At 47.1% G+C, this 17,995-nt stretch carries 18 protein-coding genes and 1 pseudogene; 7 read left to right on the top strand and 12 right to left on the bottom strand.

What is annotated here, in order from left to right; genetic code table 11:
* Positions 1-22: 22 nt before the first annotated feature.
* Positions 23-1,390 (bottom strand): MATE family efflux transporter, encoded by a 1,368-nt coding sequence (locus LNN34_RS10700; RefSeq protein ID WP_229043314.1) that lies wholly within the window; start codon positions 1,388-1,390, stop codon positions 23-25.
* A 123-nt stretch (positions 1,391-1,513) separates the two neighbouring features.
* On the opposite strand from LNN34_RS10700, the gene LNN34_RS10695 reads away from it, so the two are divergent.
* The 3 genes from LNN34_RS10695 to LNN34_RS10685 all read left to right on the top strand — a co-directional run bounded on the left by LNN34_RS10695 (position 1,514) and on the right by LNN34_RS10685 (position 4,650).
* Positions 1,514-2,377: an AraC family transcriptional regulator gene (locus LNN34_RS10695; RefSeq protein ID WP_095713660.1), complete on the top strand. Its 864-nt coding sequence runs from the start codon at positions 1,514-1,516 to the stop codon at positions 2,375-2,377.
* A 17-nt stretch (positions 2,378-2,394) separates the two neighbouring features.
* Entirely contained in the window at positions 2,395-3,417 is a 1,023-nt protein-coding gene (locus LNN34_RS10690; RefSeq protein WP_044156456.1) for a LacI family DNA-binding transcriptional regulator, read from the top strand.
* A 204-nt stretch (positions 3,418-3,621) separates the two neighbouring features.
* Positions 3,622-4,650 (top strand): Gfo/Idh/MocA family oxidoreductase, encoded by a 1,029-nt coding sequence (locus LNN34_RS10685; protein WP_059293071.1) that lies wholly within the window; start codon positions 3,622-3,624, stop codon positions 4,648-4,650.
* 51 nt (positions 4,651-4,701) lie between these two features.
* On the opposite strand, the gene LNN34_RS10680 is transcribed toward LNN34_RS10685, so the two are convergent.
* Together LNN34_RS10680 and LNN34_RS10675 are read right to left on the bottom strand one after the other, a co-directional pair.
* The gene (locus LNN34_RS10680; RefSeq protein WP_059293070.1) at positions 4,702-5,211 is read right to left on the bottom strand and encodes a DinB family protein; all 510 of its coding nucleotides are present in this window, start codon (positions 5,209-5,211) and stop codon (positions 4,702-4,704) included.
* A 56-nt stretch (positions 5,212-5,267) separates the two neighbouring features.
* Positions 5,268-5,907, bottom strand: a pseudogene (locus tag LNN34_RS10675) (LysE/ArgO family amino acid transporter); the annotation flags it as partial.
* Positions 5,908-5,994: 87 nt separating this feature from the next.
* Here LNN34_RS10675 and LNN34_RS10670 point away from each other — a divergent pair.
* On the top strand, positions 5,995-7,452 hold the full coding sequence (locus LNN34_RS10670; protein ID WP_229043477.1) for a PLP-dependent aminotransferase family protein: 1,458 nt from the start codon (positions 5,995-5,997) through the stop codon (positions 7,450-7,452).
* 1 nt (position 7,453) lies between these two features.
* Here the strand turns inward: LNN34_RS10670 and LNN34_RS10665 are convergent, their stop codons facing one another.
* Entirely contained in the window at positions 7,454-8,092 is a 639-nt protein-coding gene (locus LNN34_RS10665; protein WP_229043312.1) for a pentapeptide repeat-containing protein, read from the bottom strand.
* A gap of 207 nt (positions 8,093-8,299) precedes the next feature.
* Between LNN34_RS10665 and LNN34_RS10660 the strand changes: the two genes are divergently transcribed.
* Entirely contained in the window at positions 8,300-9,103 is an 804-nt protein-coding gene (locus LNN34_RS10660) for an alpha/beta fold hydrolase (protein ID WP_059336312.1), read from the top strand.
* 25 nt (positions 9,104-9,128) lie between these two features.
* On the opposite strand, the gene cysC is transcribed toward LNN34_RS10660, so the two are convergent.
* From cysC to LNN34_RS10645, 3 genes are all read right to left on the bottom strand, one after another.
* Entirely contained in the window at positions 9,129-9,728 is a 600-nt protein-coding gene (gene cysC / locus LNN34_RS10655) for an adenylyl-sulfate kinase (RefSeq protein WP_059336310.1), read from the bottom strand.
* Positions 9,725-10,894 carry a sulfate adenylyltransferase gene (gene sat, locus LNN34_RS10650; RefSeq protein ID WP_193660354.1) on the bottom strand — a complete coding sequence of 390 codons (1,170 nt, stop codon included), beginning with the start codon at positions 10,892-10,894 and terminating at the stop codon, positions 9,725-9,727. Before sat ends, cysC begins: the two co-directional genes overlap by 4 nt.
* Before the next feature lie 134 nt (positions 10,895-11,028).
* On the bottom strand, positions 11,029-11,739 hold the full coding sequence (locus LNN34_RS10645; protein ID WP_083244448.1) for a phosphoadenylyl-sulfate reductase: 711 nt from the start codon (positions 11,737-11,739) through the stop codon (positions 11,029-11,031).
* Between the two features lie 201 nt (positions 11,740-11,940).
* On the opposite strand from LNN34_RS10645, the gene LNN34_RS10640 reads away from it, so the two are divergent.
* The gene (locus LNN34_RS10640; protein WP_059293065.1) at positions 11,941-12,624 is read left to right on the top strand and encodes a 2-phosphosulfolactate phosphatase; all 684 of its coding nucleotides are present in this window, start codon (positions 11,941-11,943) and stop codon (positions 12,622-12,624) included.
* Entirely contained in the window at positions 12,621-13,379 is a 759-nt protein-coding gene (locus LNN34_RS10635; RefSeq protein ID WP_044156442.1) for a phosphosulfolactate synthase, read from the top strand. Before LNN34_RS10640 ends, LNN34_RS10635 begins: the two co-directional genes overlap by 4 nt.
* Before the next feature lie 45 nt (positions 13,380-13,424).
* Here LNN34_RS10635 and LNN34_RS10630 read toward each other — a convergent pair whose 3' ends face one another.
* From LNN34_RS10630 to LNN34_RS10610, 5 genes are all read right to left on the bottom strand, one after another.
* Complete coding sequence (locus LNN34_RS10630) at positions 13,425-14,054, bottom strand: YitT family protein (RefSeq protein ID WP_044156440.1); 630 nt, start codon at positions 14,052-14,054, stop codon at positions 13,425-13,427.
* A gap of 95 nt (positions 14,055-14,149) precedes the next feature.
* The gene (locus LNN34_RS10625) at positions 14,150-15,265 is read right to left on the bottom strand and encodes a mandelate racemase/muconate lactonizing enzyme family protein (protein ID WP_106294501.1); all 1,116 of its coding nucleotides are present in this window, start codon (positions 15,263-15,265) and stop codon (positions 14,150-14,152) included.
* Between the two features lie 8 nt (positions 15,266-15,273).
* Positions 15,274-16,542 (bottom strand): MFS transporter, encoded by a 1,269-nt coding sequence (locus LNN34_RS10620; protein ID WP_215510667.1) that lies wholly within the window; start codon positions 16,540-16,542, stop codon positions 15,274-15,276.
* A gap of 89 nt (positions 16,543-16,631) precedes the next feature.
* Positions 16,632-17,483 carry a GNAT family N-acetyltransferase gene (locus LNN34_RS10615; protein ID WP_229043310.1) on the bottom strand — a complete coding sequence of 284 codons (852 nt, stop codon included), beginning with the start codon at positions 17,481-17,483 and terminating at the stop codon, positions 16,632-16,634.
* Positions 17,484-17,487: 4 nt separating this feature from the next.
* Positions 17,488-17,937, bottom strand: a complete 450-nt coding sequence (locus LNN34_RS10610; protein WP_217827165.1) for a GNAT family N-acetyltransferase — start codon at positions 17,935-17,937, stop codon at positions 17,488-17,490.
* Positions 17,938-17,995: the final 58 nt, after the last annotated feature.

Raw genomic sequence — 17,995 nt, 5'->3', positions numbered from 1 at the left:
ACCCGGCTTGTTCTGCCGGGTGTTACGCCATACCTTTTTGAATCCAGATCCGTGAGCGCCATCTTCTGTACATTAAGATTCCCCGGACCCATTCATCCGCGATAAAAGAAATCCATACGCCGGCAAGCCCGAAACCGAGATGAATGCCGAATAGATAAGCAAGCGGAAGGCCGATGCCCCACATGGAAATCATCGCCATGTAGACCGGGAATTTCGCATCCCCCGCGGCGCGCAGAGAGTTAATAATAATCACATTAAATGAGCGGCCCGGTTCAAGGATGATGGTCATCGCAATCAAAAGGCTTGCGGTAGCAATAATATCAGGGCTTTGTGTGAAGATGCCGATCAGGTCTTTTGAAAAGATTGTCATCAAAACAGATGTGGCCGCAGCGATTCCGAGCGCCCAATACAAGCTTTTCATGCAGCGCTCATATGCGGCGTCAAATTGTTTGCCGCCGATATAGCGGCCGATTAAAATTTGCGTGCCTTGGCTGATCGCAGTCCCGAAGAGCAGAATAAACATCGTAATATTTTGCGTATACACTTTGGTTGTTAAAGCCTGCGCCCCCATGATGGCAATAAAATAAGTGACAATCATTTGCGAAAGGTTATAAGAAAGCTGTTCGCCTGCTGAAGGAATGCCGATTTTCAGCAGCTTGCGCAAATGGTCTTTATGCATATGAAATACTTTTTTCAACGATATCTTCAGCTGAATGCGTTTGTTGACAATGACAATCATCGCGATTAATCCGATGACGCGGGCGATAGATGTAGACATCGCCACACCGGCAACGCCGAGAACAGGAAAGCCGAACAAACCGAAAATAACAACAAAGTTTCCGGCAATGTTTAAAATGTTCATGCCGATTGTGACAAACATTGTATCTTTTGTATAACCGTAGCTTTTTAAGATCGCGCTGAATGTCATGATTAAAGCCTGAATAAAGGACAGACCTCCGACAACTTGTAAAAAGACTTTAGCGTCAGGCATCAGCTCATTTGATAATCCCATCATATGAAGCAGGGGAACTGCCGCAAAAAAGATGAGAGCGCTGATGGCAAGGCTGATGAAGAAGTTGGCTGCGATTGACACATAAGCGACTTCCATAGCTTCTTTCTTTTTCCGGGATCCTAAAAATTGTGAGATGACAACAGTTGTTCCTGTTGCGATAAAGCTGAACATCACGATAATTAAATTCAAAATCTGGTTGCTGACGCCGACTGCTGCCACACTGTTATCTGAGTATTGGCTCAGCATCAGTGTATCAGCATTACCCATAAACATATATAATGAGACCTCAATAAAGATCGGCCAAGTAAGCGAAAATAATGAGAACGATTTGTCAGCGGGTTTTTTCAAAGCAGTTGATTTGAAGACAGCTTGTTTCATAGTGTCTAACCCCTTTCGTAAATAAAATCAACGTTTTAAAGTGTACCTCCATTTCCTTATAATAAAAAGGGAGAGAAACGATACTTCTTGCAAAAATCCGACTTAAAAAGGAGGGTGATCAAATTGCCTCGCATCCTGTTTACAGTCCCGCCTTTTCCGGTGTTTATTGCAGCCGGAGAAGGTGTTTTTAAAAAAGGAGAAACCCATGTCAAACGCGTTTTTTCTGTATTTGATCTGATATACGTCAAGCAGGGGACGTTATATATCACTGAAAATGAAAAATCGTTCTCTGTTGAAGGGGGCGAATATATCTTGCTTTCTCCCGGTCTTGAACACTATGGGACAAAGGGCAGTGATGAAGCGACCTCCTATTATTGGCTTCACTTTGATGAACATCAATATGAATTTACTGCAAAAGGGGGCAGCAATTGGGCAGAGCTTCAGCAGGAAAAGGGGAGCTTCGAGGAGCCGGCCCGCTATGGACTCGCATTGCCGAGAAAAGGCAAGGTGCAGCGCCCGCAATTTATGGCGCAGCAGTTTGAAAGGCTCATTGATTACTCCGCAGAAAACTCCGATTTGCCGCTCAGAAAACAAATCTTGTTTGAAGAGCTGATGCTGCACCTTCAAAAGGAGGCGTTTCAAATTCCGTCTGCAAAAGAGCGGGTGGCATGGGAGGCGGCCCGATACTTACAGGAGCATTATAAGGAGAAAACGACAATCAAGGATCTGTCGCTCGCCTTGCACTATAATCAGGATTATGTGACCCGCTGCATGCAGCAAGTGCTTGGTGTCACGCCGGGCCAATACACAAATCGGGTGAGAATGACTGAAGCAAAGCGTCTTTTATCCTCGACAAATGATAAAATGGGCGTCATCGCGGAAACGATTGGAATGGAGGACCCGACATACTTTTCAAAGCTCTTTAAGCAAATTGAAGGCATTTCACCAATTGAATACCGGAAAATTGTCAGCCGGAAAGTTCAATAAGCAGACGAGGGATGAAGATGAAAACGACAATTTACGATGTGGCGAGGAAGGCGGGTGTCTCGATCACGACCGTATCGCGCGTCATTAACCATACGGGCCGGATCAGCGACAAAACAAGGCAAAGGGTCATGAATGTGATGAAGGAAATGGAGTACACGCCCAATGTCCACGCCGCTGCTTTAACGGGAAAGCGGACCAATATTATCGGCCTTGTGACGCCTGATATTTCAAACCCGTTTTACGGCGAGCTCGCGAAAAGCATAGAGGAAAGAGCGGATGAGCTTGGTTTTCAGATGATCATTTGCAGTACCGATTACGATCCGAAAAAAGAAACGAAATATTTTTCTGTCCTAAAGCAAAAAAACGTAGACGGCATCATTTTTGCGACAGGAATTGAGAATCATGACAGCATGTCAGCTTTAGAGGAAATCATTAGCGAACATATCCCGCTCGCCATGATTTCACAGGATAAGCCCCTTCTACCGATGGATATCGTCGTGATGGATGATGTTCTCGGCGGGTATGAGGCGGCGAAGCATCTTTTGTCACTGGGCCACACGAGGATTGCCTGCATTGTGGGTGATGGGTCAACGACAGGTGAAACAGACAGAATCAAAGGATTCCGGCAGGCGATGGGGGAAGCGAATGTGCCGGTCGATGAGTCGCTGATCGTTCCGACACGCTTCTCTTTGGAGAGCGGAAAGGAAGAGGCGGGAAAATTGCTGGACAGGGATAGGCCAACGGCTATTTTTGCTTTTAACGATGTATTGGCCTGTGCCGCCATTCAGGCGGCGAGAATAAGAGGCATCAAGGTTCCGGATGACCTGTCCATCATCGGGTTTGATAACACCATCCTTGCTGAAATGGTCGATCCGCCCCTGACAACGGTAGCCCAGCCGATTAAAGAAATGGGGCAGCGCGTCATTGAACTGCTGGCGGAAGAAATCGAAGGAAAACGAAAGGCAAAACAAAAAATCGTGTTATCACCCGAGCTAGTGATCAGACATTCTACAGCACCGTTCAAGAAAAGAATCCGATAATGCAGCGGGTTCTTTTCTTTTTGACAGCGAAGGCGAAAAAGATATTGCATGGGAAGAAAGGACATTGTAAAATGAAATCACCTTTTGAGAAAGCGCTTGCGCAAAAATATATCGGTCAAATAGTGGGATGAACCGCTATTTTTTTAATTCTGATAAAGCGCTTTCATTAGGCGGTAAAAAAGGAGACTAAGGAGAGATGAGGACATGGGAAATCGAGTAAGATGCGCGGTATTAGGGTTAGGGAGACTGGGATACTATCACGCAAGAAACCTTATGACCAGCGTTCCGGGAGCTGAGCTTGTCAGTGTCGGTGATCCGATGACAGAAAGAGCAGAGCAGGTCGCTAAAGAATTCGGGCTTGAAAAATGGTCGGATGATCCGCATGAGATTTTAGCAGATCCCGAGATTGATGCAGTGGTCATCGTAACGCCGACAAGCACACATGGGGAAATGATCATCAAAGCGGCGGAAAACGGCAAACAGATTTTCGTTGAAAAACCGCTGACATTAAACCTTGAGGAATCAAAATCAGTTTCTGAAACAATAAAAGAGACAGGTGTCATCTGCCAAGTCGGTTTTATGAGGCGTTTTGATCCTGCATATGCGGATGCGAAACGGCGGATAGACGCGGGAGAGATCGGCAAACCCATCTATTATAAAGGCTTTACACGCGATCAAGGAGCGCCTCCCGCTGAGTTTATCAAACATAGCGGAGGGATCTTTATCGACTGTTCCATCCATGATTACGATATTGCCCGATATTTGCTCGGAGCGGAGATCACTTCTGTTTCCGGACACGGCCGGATTTTAAACAACCCGTTTATGGAACAATACGGCGATGTTGATCAGGCGCTGACGTATTTAGAATTTGATTCCGGCGCAGCGGGAGACGTCGAGGCAAGCAGAACCTCTCCATACGGCCATGATATCCGTGCAGAAATTATCGGGACAGAGGGCAGTATTTTCATAGGGACATTGAGAAACCAAAATGTGACCATCCTGACTGCTAAAGGGAGCAGCTATGAGATCATCCCAGACTTTCAAACTCGTTTTCATGAAGCCTACTGCTTAGAACTGCAGCATTTTGCAGAGTGCGTCCGAAATGGAAAAACACCGATTGTGACAGATGTCGATGCGACAATCAATTTAGAAGTCGGCATCGCCGCGACCGATTCGTATCGAAGCGGCAGGTCTGTACAGCTTGATGTGGAGCGTGCTTATACAGGTATGTAAAAGTTAATAGGTTCCATTCGAGGCTTTTCCGCCAAAAAAAGCAAGGACAGTTTAGCCCTTGCTTTCTCTTTTCTCATATAAAAAGTACATATAATCAGTAGGTACGCCTGAATGACCCAGCTGTCTTAGCATGGCTGTCACGTTCCCTCTGTGATAAGTGCCGTGATTGACGACATGCAGGATGGTGTCTGCATAGGTTGATTCCAGTGTACCGAGTTTCGGATGCTGCATGGAGAAGGTCTGTTCTAAGTCCGTTTGGCGGCTGAAGAAATGATGATACTGTAATTCCAACTCGGAAGCGTGCTGTTTAATCGCTGTCATATTGCCATGCGCGGACTCGAACTTCCCTGTGCCGTCTATAATCTCTTGGTAGTCCACTCCCGAAAGAACGTTCAGCCATATGTAGTCAGCCCTGCACATATGAAGCAGTACGTCACTGACTGAAGGGAATACGCTCTTTACTTCTTGATAAGCAGTTCCCTCCGGCAGGTGTTCGATATGGTTCAAGATTCGCTTGTTCGCCCAGGAATGGTAGTCATAAAATTGTTTAGCATCAGTCACAAACATCGCCCCCTTTTCTAAATACAATTCGATGTTTAGGCTGTGGTTTCCTCCAGTTAACGAAAGATCGAGAACAAGAAATAGACGGCGGCAGCCCACATTACCACCGCAGAACATTTGTTTACGATCAACATAAGCCTGCCGCTCGTATCTATCGTCTGGAACAGCCGGCCCGCTATCGCAAGACTGATCAACCAAATCCAAGACACAGCGATGCAGGCGGCCATAAAGAGCCATTTCTCCAGCCCTGAATACTGCAAAGAGCTTGTACCGATGACGCCGACAGTGTCTAAAATGGCGTGCGGGTTTAACAGAGACACGGCTGCGGCAAATGCGGCTTGTTTCTTTGCTGTGAATATATTGTTTTCTTTGTCATCCGTTTTCGGACGGCTGTTCCATGTCACCCAGCCCATGTAAATGAGAAACAAAAATCCCACGGCCATCATTCCCGTCTCAAAAACAGGCACCTGCTGCACAATGACAGATACACCCGCAACCGCTAACACAATGAGCAGGGTATCGCAGACAGAAGCACTGATGACGGCTGGAAGCGCCAGCAAAATATGCCTTTGCCACGCTCCCTGCTGAAAAATAAATACATTCTGCGCCCCCAGCGGCAAAATTAAGCCGAAGGCCAGCACGATTCCGTGAATCATTGCATTCATGCTGAAAAAAACTCCTTTCACATCTGTTTTTCTCATAATAATAGAGAAGATTTTACATGTCTCCGGCCATTTGGTTGGTTTTGAAACCAGCCAAATGTATAATGTGAAAAAAGGGGGCATAACGTTGTCACATTGGCAGCCGAGCCGTGAATCGGACATTCCGCTTCATCGGCAAATCGAACAATATATAAAAGAAAAAATTCTCCATGGCGAGTGGGCTGTAGGGACGAAAATTCCGTCGCAAAGAACGCTGGCGGATATGTTTCAGGTCAACCGAAGCACAGTGACATCGGCGATTGATGAACTCACGTCTCAAGGTCTGTTAGAGGGGAGAAGAGGCGGCGGCACAAAGGTAGTAAACAGCACATGGAGCGTGCTTGCGTCGGCTCCGCCGCTTGATTGGAGCACCTATGTCCGCTCAGGGATTCATCATCCCAATTCTTCTACCATTCAGGATATCAATAAAAACGAGGCGCGAGCGGATATCATTCGGCTGGGGACTGGAGAGCTTTCATCAGAGCTGCTGCCGGCTGAAACGATGCGCAGGATGTTTCAGCAAATCAATCCGCATGTTCTGTCTTTAGGATACGAACAGCCGAAAGGAAATATAGACCTGCGGGAGGCGGTGGCTGAGCATTTAAAAACAAAGCATATCAATGTGTCACCTTCAGCCATTTTAATTGTATCCGGCGCACTGCAGGCGCTCCAGCTCATTTCGATCGGGCTTTTAAAACGAGACTCAGTCATTTTGACAGAAAAACCTTCCTATCTTCACTCTTTGCATGTTTTTCAATCCGCAGGGATGCGGCTTCGCGGTGTGCCGATGGATGAAGAAGGAATGCAGGCGGGGCTGATTTCAGCTTACCGGAAGCAATACGGGGGCCAGCTGCTTTACACGATTCCGTCGTTTCATAATCCTACTGGCATTGTGATGTCGGAGAAGAGAAGGGAAGAGGTTGTCAGTCTGTCAAAAAAAGAGCAGCTGCCGGTCATTGAGGATGATGCATACGGTGATTTGTGGTTTGAAGAACAGCCGCCGCTGCCGTTAAAGTCGATGGATCAGGAAGGCAATGTCCTGTATCTCGGCACGTTTTCGAAAACAGTAAGCCCCGGTCTTCGAATCGGCTGGCTGGCCGGTCCGGAACCAGTTGTTGAAAGGCTGGCTGACATTAAAATGCAGACGGATTACGGATCGAGCGGCCTCTCTCAATGGGCCGCGGCGCAATGGCTGTCACAAGGATATTATGAAGAACACCTCGCTTGGGTAAGAAAGGAGCTGAAGAAAAGGAGAGACGCGGCACTTCAGTTACTTCAGCAGTATGCAGGAGATATTGCCGAGTGGCGCATCCCAGCCGGCGGCTTTTATATATGGGTCACATTCAAGAAACAACTGCCTGTCAGGCAGCTGTTTCTTGAATTACTGAAACAGCAGGTGCTGGTGAACCCCGGTTCCGTTTATGACGGCGAAGACCGGCACAGCATCCGGCTGTCGTATTCCTATGCGTCTCTTCAGGATTTGAAAATCGGCATCAAGGCGGCTGCAGATACAGCCCGCCGCCTGATGACGCAGGCTTAAGCTAGACGATGACAGCTCCCAGCGCTCTCGCAAAGGCCATTGCGTGCTCCGGAGCAATTTTGCAGCCCTTTAATTTGTCTAGTGAGACATGGATCTGTTCAAACCGGCAGGAGCTGATGTCCACGTTTTGAAGTGACGTACCGGTAAAGTTGGCGCCCTCTAGTTCGCACGCATCAAAGTATGTCTGCTGGAGCGCCATGCTGCTGCATTCACTTTGCAGAAGGACACAATGATGAAACAGAACGTGTTTCATATTCGAATAATAAAATGAAATGAATTGTCCGTGACATTCCTCGAACGACACATTCCGCAGCGTTGAGTCCGCCAAGTTCATCCCGACCATTTTCGATTGCTTAAATAAAGTTCTGTGCAGAACAGCCCCGCTGAAATCAGCGTTCGATAAATCGCATTTTTCGAAAATTACATCTGTCAGCTCAATAAAACGAAAGGAAACATCGATAAACACGACATTCCGAAATACGGTTTTTTCAATACAAAGCCTGTCTATGTCTTCACCGGAAATTGAACAATCTTCAAATAAATGCATGCTGATCACATCATCTGTTGCAGCCGTTTCATGAAAATCGGCGGCTTGCAGGTTTTCTGGTACGTACGGTTTTTGAATCGCTGTTTTATTCATGATTTGACATCCTTTACATTCCTGAATGACCTAAAGCCATCAGGATCAATTTCATAGATCGTTTCCGCGGATTGATACATATAGTAAAACGTGAAGAGCCTTTTCTGGGTGCTGCACCCCGCTTGTTTTGTAAGCATAAATGCAAAGCTTCCCGAACGTCAAGGCGTTTACAAGACGGGAAAGAAAAGGGAACAGGAGGAATGTGGAGTGGGGCATTACGTAAAAACCGAGGAGCATGTGACACTGTTTGTGGAGGATATCGGGCATGGAAGGCCTATTATCTTCTTGCATGGCTGGCCGCTGAATCATAAGATGTTTGAATATCAAATGAATGAGCTGCCGAAAAGAGGTTTCCGTTTTATTGGCATCGATTTTCGGGGCTACGGTGATTCCGACCGCCCGTGGGAAGGCTACGATTATAATACGATGGCAGATGACGTGAAAGCCGTTATTTATACGCTTCAGCTTGAGAATGCGATTCTCGCCGGCTTTTCGATGGGCGGCGCAATTGCGATCCGTTACATGGCAAGGCATGAGAGCGCCGATATCGATAAACTTGTTTTATTGTCAGCGGCCGCGCCAGCATTTACAAAGCGCCCGGGTTATCCGTACGGCATGAGGAAACAGGACATTGATGACATGATTGAACAATTCAAAAGCGATCGGCCGAAAACGCTTGCTGACCTGGGAAGACAGTTTTTCGAAAAACAAGTTTCTCCGGAGTTCCAGCAATGGTTCCAGAATCTTTTGCTGGATGCTTCCTCTTACGGAACGATTCACTCAGGCATTGCGTTAAGAGACGAGGATCTCAGAAAGGATATGGCGGAAATCAAGGTGCCGACACTCATCCTGCACGGCAGAAAGGACAAAATCGCTCCGTTTGATTTTGCCAAAGAATTAAAACGCGGCATAAAGCAGTCGGAATTGGTTCCGTTTGAAAACAATGGGCACGGGCTCTTTTATGAGGAAAAAGAAAAAATAAACAGCCTGATTGCGCAGTTTGCTAAATAAAAAAACCCGATCAATGTCGGGTTTTTTAAATGATGCCTTTGTGCTGCAATTCTTTGATGATCAAATCAGCCCCATCCGCAATGGACGTTTGGTCGGATTCAATGATCAAATCGGGAGAAAGAGGCGCTTCATAGGGAGAATCAATCCCCGTGAAATGTTTAATGTCTCCGTTGCGCGCTTTTTTATAAAGACCTTTCGGGTCCCGCTGTTCACAAACCTGGAGCGGGCACTTCACATAAATTTCGAGAAATTCTCCGTCGGGAAACAGCGCTCTGACCATATCCCGATCCTCTCTGAACGGAGAAATAAAGGCTGTTAAGATCATTTGGCCGCTATCGACAAACAGCTTTGCGACTTCCCCGATCCGGCGGATGTTTTCGATTCTGTCCTCAGTCCGAAAGCCGAGATCTCGATTCAATCCGTGGCGGATATTATCGCCGTCAAGGACATAACTCCGAATTCCCATGTGATAGAGCTTTTCATCTACGGCATTGGCGAGCACTGATTTTCCTGAGCCGGACAGACCGGTAAACCAAAGGGCGCAGCTTTTATGTCCGTTTAAGCTCTGTCTGTCAGATTTTTGGATCACCGCTGGATGCCAAACGATATTCGGGTTGTGTGTCATTCTGATCCCCCGCTGTTTCTCTGAATGGCAACAGGCTGCTGATGGAGCCCTTTTATCAGCACGCTTGCAACCTCGGGCCGGCTGAATTCTTTCGGCGGCTTTTTGCCTTGGCGGAGAAGCTCCCTCACTTTGGTGCCTGATAAATGGATGTGATCTCTCGCGCTGTGCGGACACGTTTTAGAGGTGCCCATATTTCCGCATTTCCGGCAGTAAAAGCTATGCTCAAAAAACAGCGGCTTGATGCCCAGCTCTTCCTCGGTGAATGATCTGAAAATGGTCTGTGCGTCGTATGTTCCGTAATAGCTGCCGACGCCTGCATGATCGCGTCCGACGATAAAATGGGTGCAGCCGTAATTTTTGCGGACGAGCGCATGGAAAATCGCTTCACGCGGCCCGGCATACCGCATGGCGGCAGGGAACACCGATAACATCACCCGATCCTTTGGATAATACTGGTCAAGCAGTACTTGGTAGCTTTCCATTCTGATATCACTCGGAATATCATCTGATTTCGTTTCTCCTACTAGCGGATGAAGCAGCAGACCGTCGACGGTTTCCAACGCTGTTTTTTGAATATATTCATGGGCTCTGTGAACGGGATTCCGCGTCTGAAAGCCGACAATCGTTTTCCAGCCGAGCTTTTCAAAGGCCGTTCTCGTTTGTGCCGGCGCTGCATAAAACTGTTCGAAGGACTTATCGGGAAGGCGGCTGACAAGGATAGGCCCTCCAATATAAAAGTCCGGACGCTCCAGCAGTTTTTTTACTCCGGGGTGTGCGGGATCGTTTGTTTTATAAACAGACAGCGCCTCCTGTGATTTGTCTGGCTGATAGATATCGGTCACTGTCATCATGCCGTACGTCACGCCGTGTTTCACAAGCTTCACGTGATTTCCGACAGACAGCTGTTTGGCTGTTTCTTCGCTGACAGGCAGCGTAATAGGCAGGCTCCACGGCAAACCGTTCGCCAGCCTCATCTCTTTCACAACGGAATGATAATCTTTTTCTCCCAAAAAACCTGTTAACGGGCTGTAGCCGCCGATCGCGATAAGCTCGAGGTCGCTCAGTGCCAGCTGATCAAGCTCAGCTTCGCAAGTGCAGCCATCAAAAGTGCATGCGGGATCGATGCGGTTGATTAACACCCCTCCATGGGGCTCGATTGCATTCACGTGCTTAACCTCCATCTTTGCGTTTTACATTGTTTTTTAATAGTCTGCCATTTCTTCGCTGGACGGGCTTTCTCATCAATAGAAAATGTAGATTGAGACCTGCCGGCGCTTCCATTCTCACGACATACGGTCTTTCATTCCTGGTGCAGACCGCATTCAGTTTTCTCGCGTCCGGCCCATCTTCCCGCTCTCTCATCATTTGGGTTTGAAGAAGGCAATGTGCACATTTCACAGCCTATGCTCGGGTAATTTTGATCGTGCAGTTTGTTGTAAGGCAAATTGTGGAGCCGGATGTACGTCCAAACATCATCCCATGTCCAGTGAATGAGCGGACAGACCTTAATAAGCTTAAATTTCTGATCCTGATTGATGAATTGAATATGCTTTCTCGTCGGCGATTGCTCCCGGCGCAGACCTGAAATCCAAGCTGTCATGCCTGATAAGTGTTTTTGCAGAGGTGCGATTTTCCGTAATTGGCAGCAGAGATTCGGGTTGTGTTTCCATAATTCATCGCCGTATTGCGCCGCTTGTTCTTTTAAGTTCAGCTCGGGTTCAAGCAGCTGGATCGTAAATGCCGGGTATTTTTGTTTGACGGCTTCGATCAGCTCATATGTTTCCTGAAAATGGAGCCCTGTATCTAAAAAGATGATGTGCGCATGTTTGTTGATCTTTGAAATTAAGTCGAGAAGCACCATCCCTTCAGCGCCAAAGCTGCATGCATACACGATCTTATCCCCGTATGTCCTGTAAGCCCATTTCAATACATCGAGCTCATCGATCAATTGGTCTGTCATCTCTTTTGCCAGCGTTTCGTTCCATGTGTCAAAGGTGATGTGTTCGTTCAATATTTTCCCCCCGTTTTGCATCTGTCTGTTTTTTTATCTATTGATCGAGTTATAGGCAGACTATTCACTTTTGAGATAAAGGTTCAGGGTTTTTAGGTGTGCGGCCGCCTAAAATGAGGAGACGGAGGCGCGGCGGAACCAATAAGAGACCAGCTGAATATGCTTTTTAGCAAAATGGTTTTATGCCCAAGGAGAGGTATTATGCCGATTACCATTTATCAGGGGCATCATCATTCACTTGCCCCGGCAGATATCAATATCGTTATTGACGTCATTCGAGCCTTTACCGTGGCCCATTTTGCTTTTATCGGCGGGGCGAAAGAAATTCTCTTGGTCCGGACAACTGAGGAAGCCTTCAAGTTGAAAGAAACCTATCCGGATTATGTATTAACAGGAGAGGAAAAGGGGGTCGGAATCAAAGGATTTGATTTGGATAATTCTCCAAAGCGTATGGCAGAGCAGGATATGGCGGATAAGCGGCTGATCCAGAAAACGACAAACGGCGTCACAGCGGCGTTAGGAGCGCTGAAGGCCAAGCATCTTTTTGTGACCGGATTTTCTAATGCCAGAACAACAGCGGAATATGTGAAAAAGCTCGCTGCAAAAGATTGTGTGCTGAACATTGTGGCTTCCCATCCGTCAGGTGATGATGATATGGCGTGTGCGGAATATATCAAAAGCATCATAGAAGGGACGAATGGTGCGGCGGCTGAAGTGATTGAAAGAATCAAAAACTCATCCGTTGCGGAGAAGTTTTTTGACAGCAGCCAGCCGTTATTTGATCCGGAAGACATTGCGTACTGTACAAAAGAAATAATGGGCGACTTCGTGATGAAAGTAAAACAAGAAAGAGAAGTTCCAACGATAGAGAGGGTCATGATATGAATGATTTTTCACTAGAATTGCCAGTGAGAACAAGTAAACCGAGAGAAAACGGACAGACCATTTTAATCGACAACGGCTACCCCTTACAGTTTTTCAAAGATGTGATAGGCGCGGCATCCGACTATATAGATTTTGTGAAATTCGGCTGGGGCACTTCATTACTTACGAAAGACCTTGAAGAAAAAATCAGCTCCCTGAAAGAGCATGATGTGAAGTTTTTCTTCGGCGGCACGCTGTTTGAGAAATATGTAAGCCAGAATAAAGTCAACGAATTTCATCGGTACTGCACATACTTCGGGTGCGAATATATTGAGATTTCAAACGGCACTCTCCCGATGACGAATAAAGAAAAAGCGGCTTACATTGCTGATTTTTCTGATGAATTTCTTGTGCTCAGCGAGGTGGGCAGCAAGGATGAGGAAGTATCAAGCTGCCAGTGCTCTGAGGAATGGCTTGAGTATATTCTCGAAGATATGGAGGCAGGCGCAGAGAAAGTGATTACGGAAGCAAGGGAAAGCGGGACAGGGGGGATCTGTTCCAGCAGCGGAGATGTCCGGTTTCAAATTGTTGATGATATCATTTTGTCGGATATTGATATCAGCCGAATGATATTTGAAGCACCGAACAAAACGCTCCAGCAAGGTTTTATCCAAAGGATTGGGCCGAATGTCAATTTGGCGAATATCTCATTTCATGATGCGATTGCTCTGGAGACTTTGCGCTTGGGGTTAAGATCCGATACCTTTTTTTTGTAAAACAGCGGCTGCGGGGCTCTCTGTATCGGGAGAGCCTCTTGCCTATTATTTTTTATGACGGTACATAGGCGTAAGTATGGGAAGAGAGGTCAGGCGGATGTTATAGATGAAGTCGATGACTCTTGTTGATATCACTTGGCAAATCAGAGCTTGAATCACAATGCCCCAGGCAATAATTGATGCGGTAATCATAAAAATGACGCAATTCATAATGAGCAAGATGGTTCCCGGGTTTCCGCCCCGGTAAATTGAGATCATAAGAGCAAGGGCTCCAAACCCCCCGTTAGAAATTTTATATTTGTATAAAAGTCCGATGCCGAGTCCTAATAAAACAGCGCCGCTTGCCAAATCAAGCCACAGGTTTGAGGTGATGTCCGGAAAAATGACATCGAAGACCAATACCGATACAGAGGTGACGGTAATCGAGGCGAGAGTGCCGGTGAATGTTCTCATCTCCAGCCATTTTAAAGCAGTGAAAAGCATCGACACATTCACAGCCCATACCGAGAAGCCGTGGGGAATGTGAAACAAATGGTGCAATAAGACCGCAATACCTGCCGCCCCGCCTGTCGGAATATCATGCGGAAATAAAAATAAGGACATGCCGAGTCCCTGTAATACACCGCCTGTGACAATCATAAACGTGAGTTTTGCTTTCATCAGCAGTTCAGCCATTAAGTCATTTGCTCCTTTATGAAAAGACTTGTCCGCTGTTACCATTTTATGAGGCTGTCCATGATTTATGTCTATAAATAAAGGGATGGTACAGCTTAAAACGCTGAACCATCCCACATATACCGATTGATGATCTCCGTATTGATTTCTCTGCCGATCCCTGTTCCTTTCGGTATGTGCACGATTCCTTTTGAAGGCTGAAGGCTGATCAGTTCTGTAAAAGGATTCTCCATTACGTCCCACTCAATCGGTTCAATTTGGTCGTTCTCCATTTTTGACCACGGAGGCAGACAGGCCTGCGCAAATAAAGCATAAAGCCGGGAAAGAGCGCCGTCATAGGCATGGGCAGACACTCTCACACCGAAATAACGCGCGAGCTGGAGGCAGTCGCGAAACTCATCGATTCCATTGACATGCATGACATCAGGCTGAATAATATCCAGGCTGCGCTGTGAGAGGAGAGGTGCAAATTGTGCCGCGCCTTTCATATTTTCTCCGCCGGCGACAGGAACGGATAAACGGCTCCGCAGCAAAGTGTAATCCTGCGGCTGGTCAAAAGGCAGAGGCTCTTCCAGCCAGCTGATATTGGCCCATTTCGAAAAAAGACGCTCCCACTTTAAAGCTGCTGCTGTATCGTAGCTTTGGTTTGCGTCCAGAATAATAGAAACAGAGCTGCCGGCATTGTTTTGCAGGGCGGTGATATGCCGCACATCTTCCTCAAAGGTTGTCCCGCCGATTTTGACTTTAATTTGATTGAAGCCCTGTTTCAATTGAACTTCAACATTCGTAAGCGAGCTGCTGATCCATTGCGGATGGTCTGAATAGGATTGGAAAGAGGCATATACAGGGAGTTCTTCTCTGTACCGCCCGCCCCACATGTCGCATACGGAACAACCTGCCGCTTTCGCCGCAATCTCCGTCAGTGCCATGCTTACAGCCGATGCCGCCCGCTGATGCCATTTTTTGATTGTGCGCACTAAAGGCAGGCGGCTGCCTGCCTGTTTACCTAAGAGATAGGGAATGATTCGTTTTGTGAAACCGACATGCAGGGCCGGGAGCCAATCCGCGCACTCTCCCCAGCCGTCAATGCCGCTTTCTGTGATAATTCTGATCAGATAGCATGTCCGGTATTGTTTAAATCCGTTTGCATCTCCGTAAGGTTTCTCTAATCGGTGCAAGAGCGGAAAAGTCTCGATCCGTTCGATTTTCAAACCGGACGCTACCTTTCCTCAGCCGGCTGAAGCCGATTGCCATTCATTGCAGGCTCTTCTTTTTCATTCGTCTCGTCTTTATTTTGTTTGACATGAATCAGCGTAAGCACAAGAATACCGACAACCAGTGTCAAGCCCGCAATGCTTAAGAACATGCCGGGTCTTGACCACTGCATCAAGCGCCCGAAAATAGGAGGCCCGATCGCCACGCCCAGAAAACGGACTGATCCGTACAGCGATGTCACAAAACCCCGTCGTTCTTTGCCGACAGCACCTGTGATAAAGCTGTTTATACAAGGAAGGACAAGGCCTGAACCGATACTGCTCAGCACGAGAACGCTGATAAACAGGACGAGATTTTCAATGAATGACAGTGCCGCGTAAGACACAGTCATAAACGTTAAACCGATGACGATCAGCTTTTTCATTAACGATTGCTTTTGTCCGATTTTGCTGCCCGTCGTATAGGATGTCACACACATGACCAAAAGGGGAATCGCCAAAATCAGCCCTTTTTTGACGCCGTCTGTATCGTAAGTTTTTTCCAGTACGTCTGATAGGTAAAACAAAATGCCGAATAAGGTAAACAAACAGGTAGCCCCGGCTAAATAAGCGGTAAACAGCCATCTGCCTTCATGCTTAAATACACTTAACAGCCCTTTTGCATATTTTCCGATAGGAGGCGGTTCTTTTTCTTTTTCCTTTTCTTTAATAAAAATCCAAGTCAGCACGATTGAAATGATACAAAACACAGGAAAGGCAAAAAATGCGCCATACCAAACGATCAGGGCGATAAGTGAGCCAATAATCGGCGATAGAACTTTCCCCATTCCGTTTGACGCTTCAACAAGGCCGAGCACTCTGCTTTCCTGTGCGCCTTTAAATAGGTCCGCTGACAGCGCCATCGCAATCGGTCCCGTTCCGGCTGCTCCGATACCCTGAAGAGCCCGGCCAGCCATGACCCACGGATAAGCATTGTCAAAAAAACCTGCCGCAAACCCGGCCAGCAATCCGCCTGCTCCATACAAAAATAAGCAGGGAATAATGATGATTTTCCGTGAAAACCGGTCTGCGAGATAGCCGACAATCGGAATCGCAAACGCCGCAATCAGGGAAAACACCGTGATCACGAGACTGACTTGAAATTGGGATAAATGAAGTTCAGATTTCATTTTTGGCAGTATAGGAATAAGCATAGAGTTTCCAAGGGTTAATATTAAAGGGATAGAACCGATAGCTACAATCGTCATTCCGTTATTTTGTTTTGATGTTTCCATCTCAAAGCACACTCCTTTTCTTCTGCTTAGAGTGTCCCTGAAGGCATTAAAAAAACCGAACAGAATCTTCCTGTTCGGGTAAAAAAGGGTTAACCGAGCGCTTGTGAGATGACAGCGAATAATTGTCTGTTTCGTGCAGGCAGCGTCTTTTTTTGGTACATCATAAGCGGGGGCTCATCGTCTAAGTGAAATCCCATTGCTTCCAGGCTGTCATGCAGAAACGGGTTGTCCCCAGGCACGTCGATTCGCAACGGCCCTTGTTTTCCTGCGGCCAGCCTGTTGACCAATACAGCAGCGAGACCCGGTGAAGGTGCGATAAGCGGGCCTAATTTCAGATTGGCCGGTGTTTGTACAGATAAGCCATAGCCAATGAATGTGCCTTCATTATTTCTGGCAATTACACATTCCGCTGATTGAGAGATCAAATGATGCAGAAGTGCTGCTCTGTCTCCGCCAAAGGCGGCTTGATCAGCCGCGATTAATTCCGGAAAATCCTTTTCTGTAAAAGATGTCAGTTCAATGTCATGCTGCTTTGTAAGCGGCTTGAAGCTTTGACAGCTGTATTTGCGGATTGAACCCGCAGTTTGAAAACCGACTTTTTCATAAAGCGGCAAACCTTCCTTCGTGGCGCAAAGCATGATGGCGGTGTTTTCATCGACTTGGCTGATACACGCGTTCACCATCTGCCTCCCCAGGCCTCGCCGTTTGGACTCGTTGTCGACGATAACGAGTCCGATAGAAGCAAGTCGGCCATACAAAAACAAACCGATGCAGGAGATGATGTCTCCTTGGCTGTTTTGATACCCGAAGAAGCGTCCGTGTTTTACGAGCAACTGCAGCTCTCGTTCGCCGTAATCCGGCCACCCGGCTTGCCGGGACAGACGCAATAGGCCAGGCACATGTTTTTCAGTAAGCTGAATCAGCTCAATCGCTGAATGCATGTCATCACCTGCTTGTTCCTGGTTTTTTGTACATCACAATATGGGTGCCAATGCCGGAAATCTCAAACGGCTCGCCAAGTTCTTTCCAGCCAAGCTTTTCGTAATAGCCTTTCACATGGTATCTTGCGTTGCACCAGACCGCCTGCACGCCCATATCGGCCAGCTTCTGCTCCGCGTATGTGATCAGTGTGCTTCCGGCTTTTTGATCACGGTATTCTTCGAGCGTTGCCATGCCTCTAAGCCGATATGCGGGTGAATCAGTCAATAGCGGCTGATTCTCGGGAGAAAAGGAAGCGATGCTGATCAGCTTTCCTTCAAAAAAAGCGCCGAGATGGAAAGAGCCTTCTGCTTGATCCTGTTCATATTTGCATTGTTCAATTGATTGATGGGGACGCAAAATGCGGTTCCGGATTTCATATGTATCCTCTGCGGGAATGGTTTTCACTTCAAGCATGATGATCCTCCTCTTATGTGATTTATTTTCTATATCGTAACACGAATCGGGTTTGAAA

Origin of the sequence: Bacillus sp. AF23 (assembly GCF_020861455.1) — a bacterium.
GTDB classification, from domain to species: Bacteria; Bacillota; Bacilli; order Bacillales; family Bacillaceae; genus Bacillus; species Bacillus halotolerans.
Note: the sequence above shows the minus strand (reverse complement) of the source record. Positions and strands in the feature narration are given on the sequence as shown.

Coding starts and splice junctions, on each gene's coding strand:
- LNN34_RS10700 (WP_229043314.1), bottom strand. CDS start 1,390: ATGAAACAAGCTGTCTTCAAATCAACTGCTTTGAAAAAACCCGCTGAC.
- LNN34_RS10690 (WP_044156456.1), top strand. CDS start 2,395: ATGAAAACGACAATTTACGATGTGGCGAGGAAGGCGGGTGTCTCGATC.
- LNN34_RS10685 (WP_059293071.1), top strand. CDS start 3,622: ATGGGAAATCGAGTAAGATGCGCGGTATTAGGGTTAGGGAGACTGGGA.
- LNN34_RS10665 (WP_229043312.1), bottom strand. CDS start 8,092: ATGAATAAAACAGCGATTCAAAAACCGTACGTACCAGAAAACCTGCAA.
- cysC (WP_059336310.1), bottom strand. CDS start 9,728: ATGACACACAACCCGAATATCGTTTGGCATCCAGCGGTGATCCAAAAA.
- LNN34_RS10640 (WP_059293065.1), top strand. CDS start 11,941: ATGCCGATTACCATTTATCAGGGGCATCATCATTCACTTGCCCCGGCA.
- LNN34_RS10635 (WP_044156442.1), top strand. CDS start 12,621: ATGAATGATTTTTCACTAGAATTGCCAGTGAGAACAAGTAAACCGAGA.
- LNN34_RS10630 (WP_044156440.1), bottom strand. CDS start 14,054: ATGGCTGAACTGCTGATGAAAGCAAAACTCACGTTTATGATTGTCACA.
- LNN34_RS10620 (WP_215510667.1), bottom strand. CDS start 16,542: ATGGAAACATCAAAACAAAATAACGGAATGACGATTGTAGCTATCGGT.
- LNN34_RS10615 (WP_229043310.1), bottom strand. CDS start 17,483: ATGCATTCAGCGATTGAGCTGATTCAGCTTACTGAAAAACATGTGCCT.
- LNN34_RS10610 (WP_217827165.1), bottom strand. CDS start 17,937: ATGCTTGAAGTGAAAACCATTCCCGCAGAGGATACATATGAAATCCGG.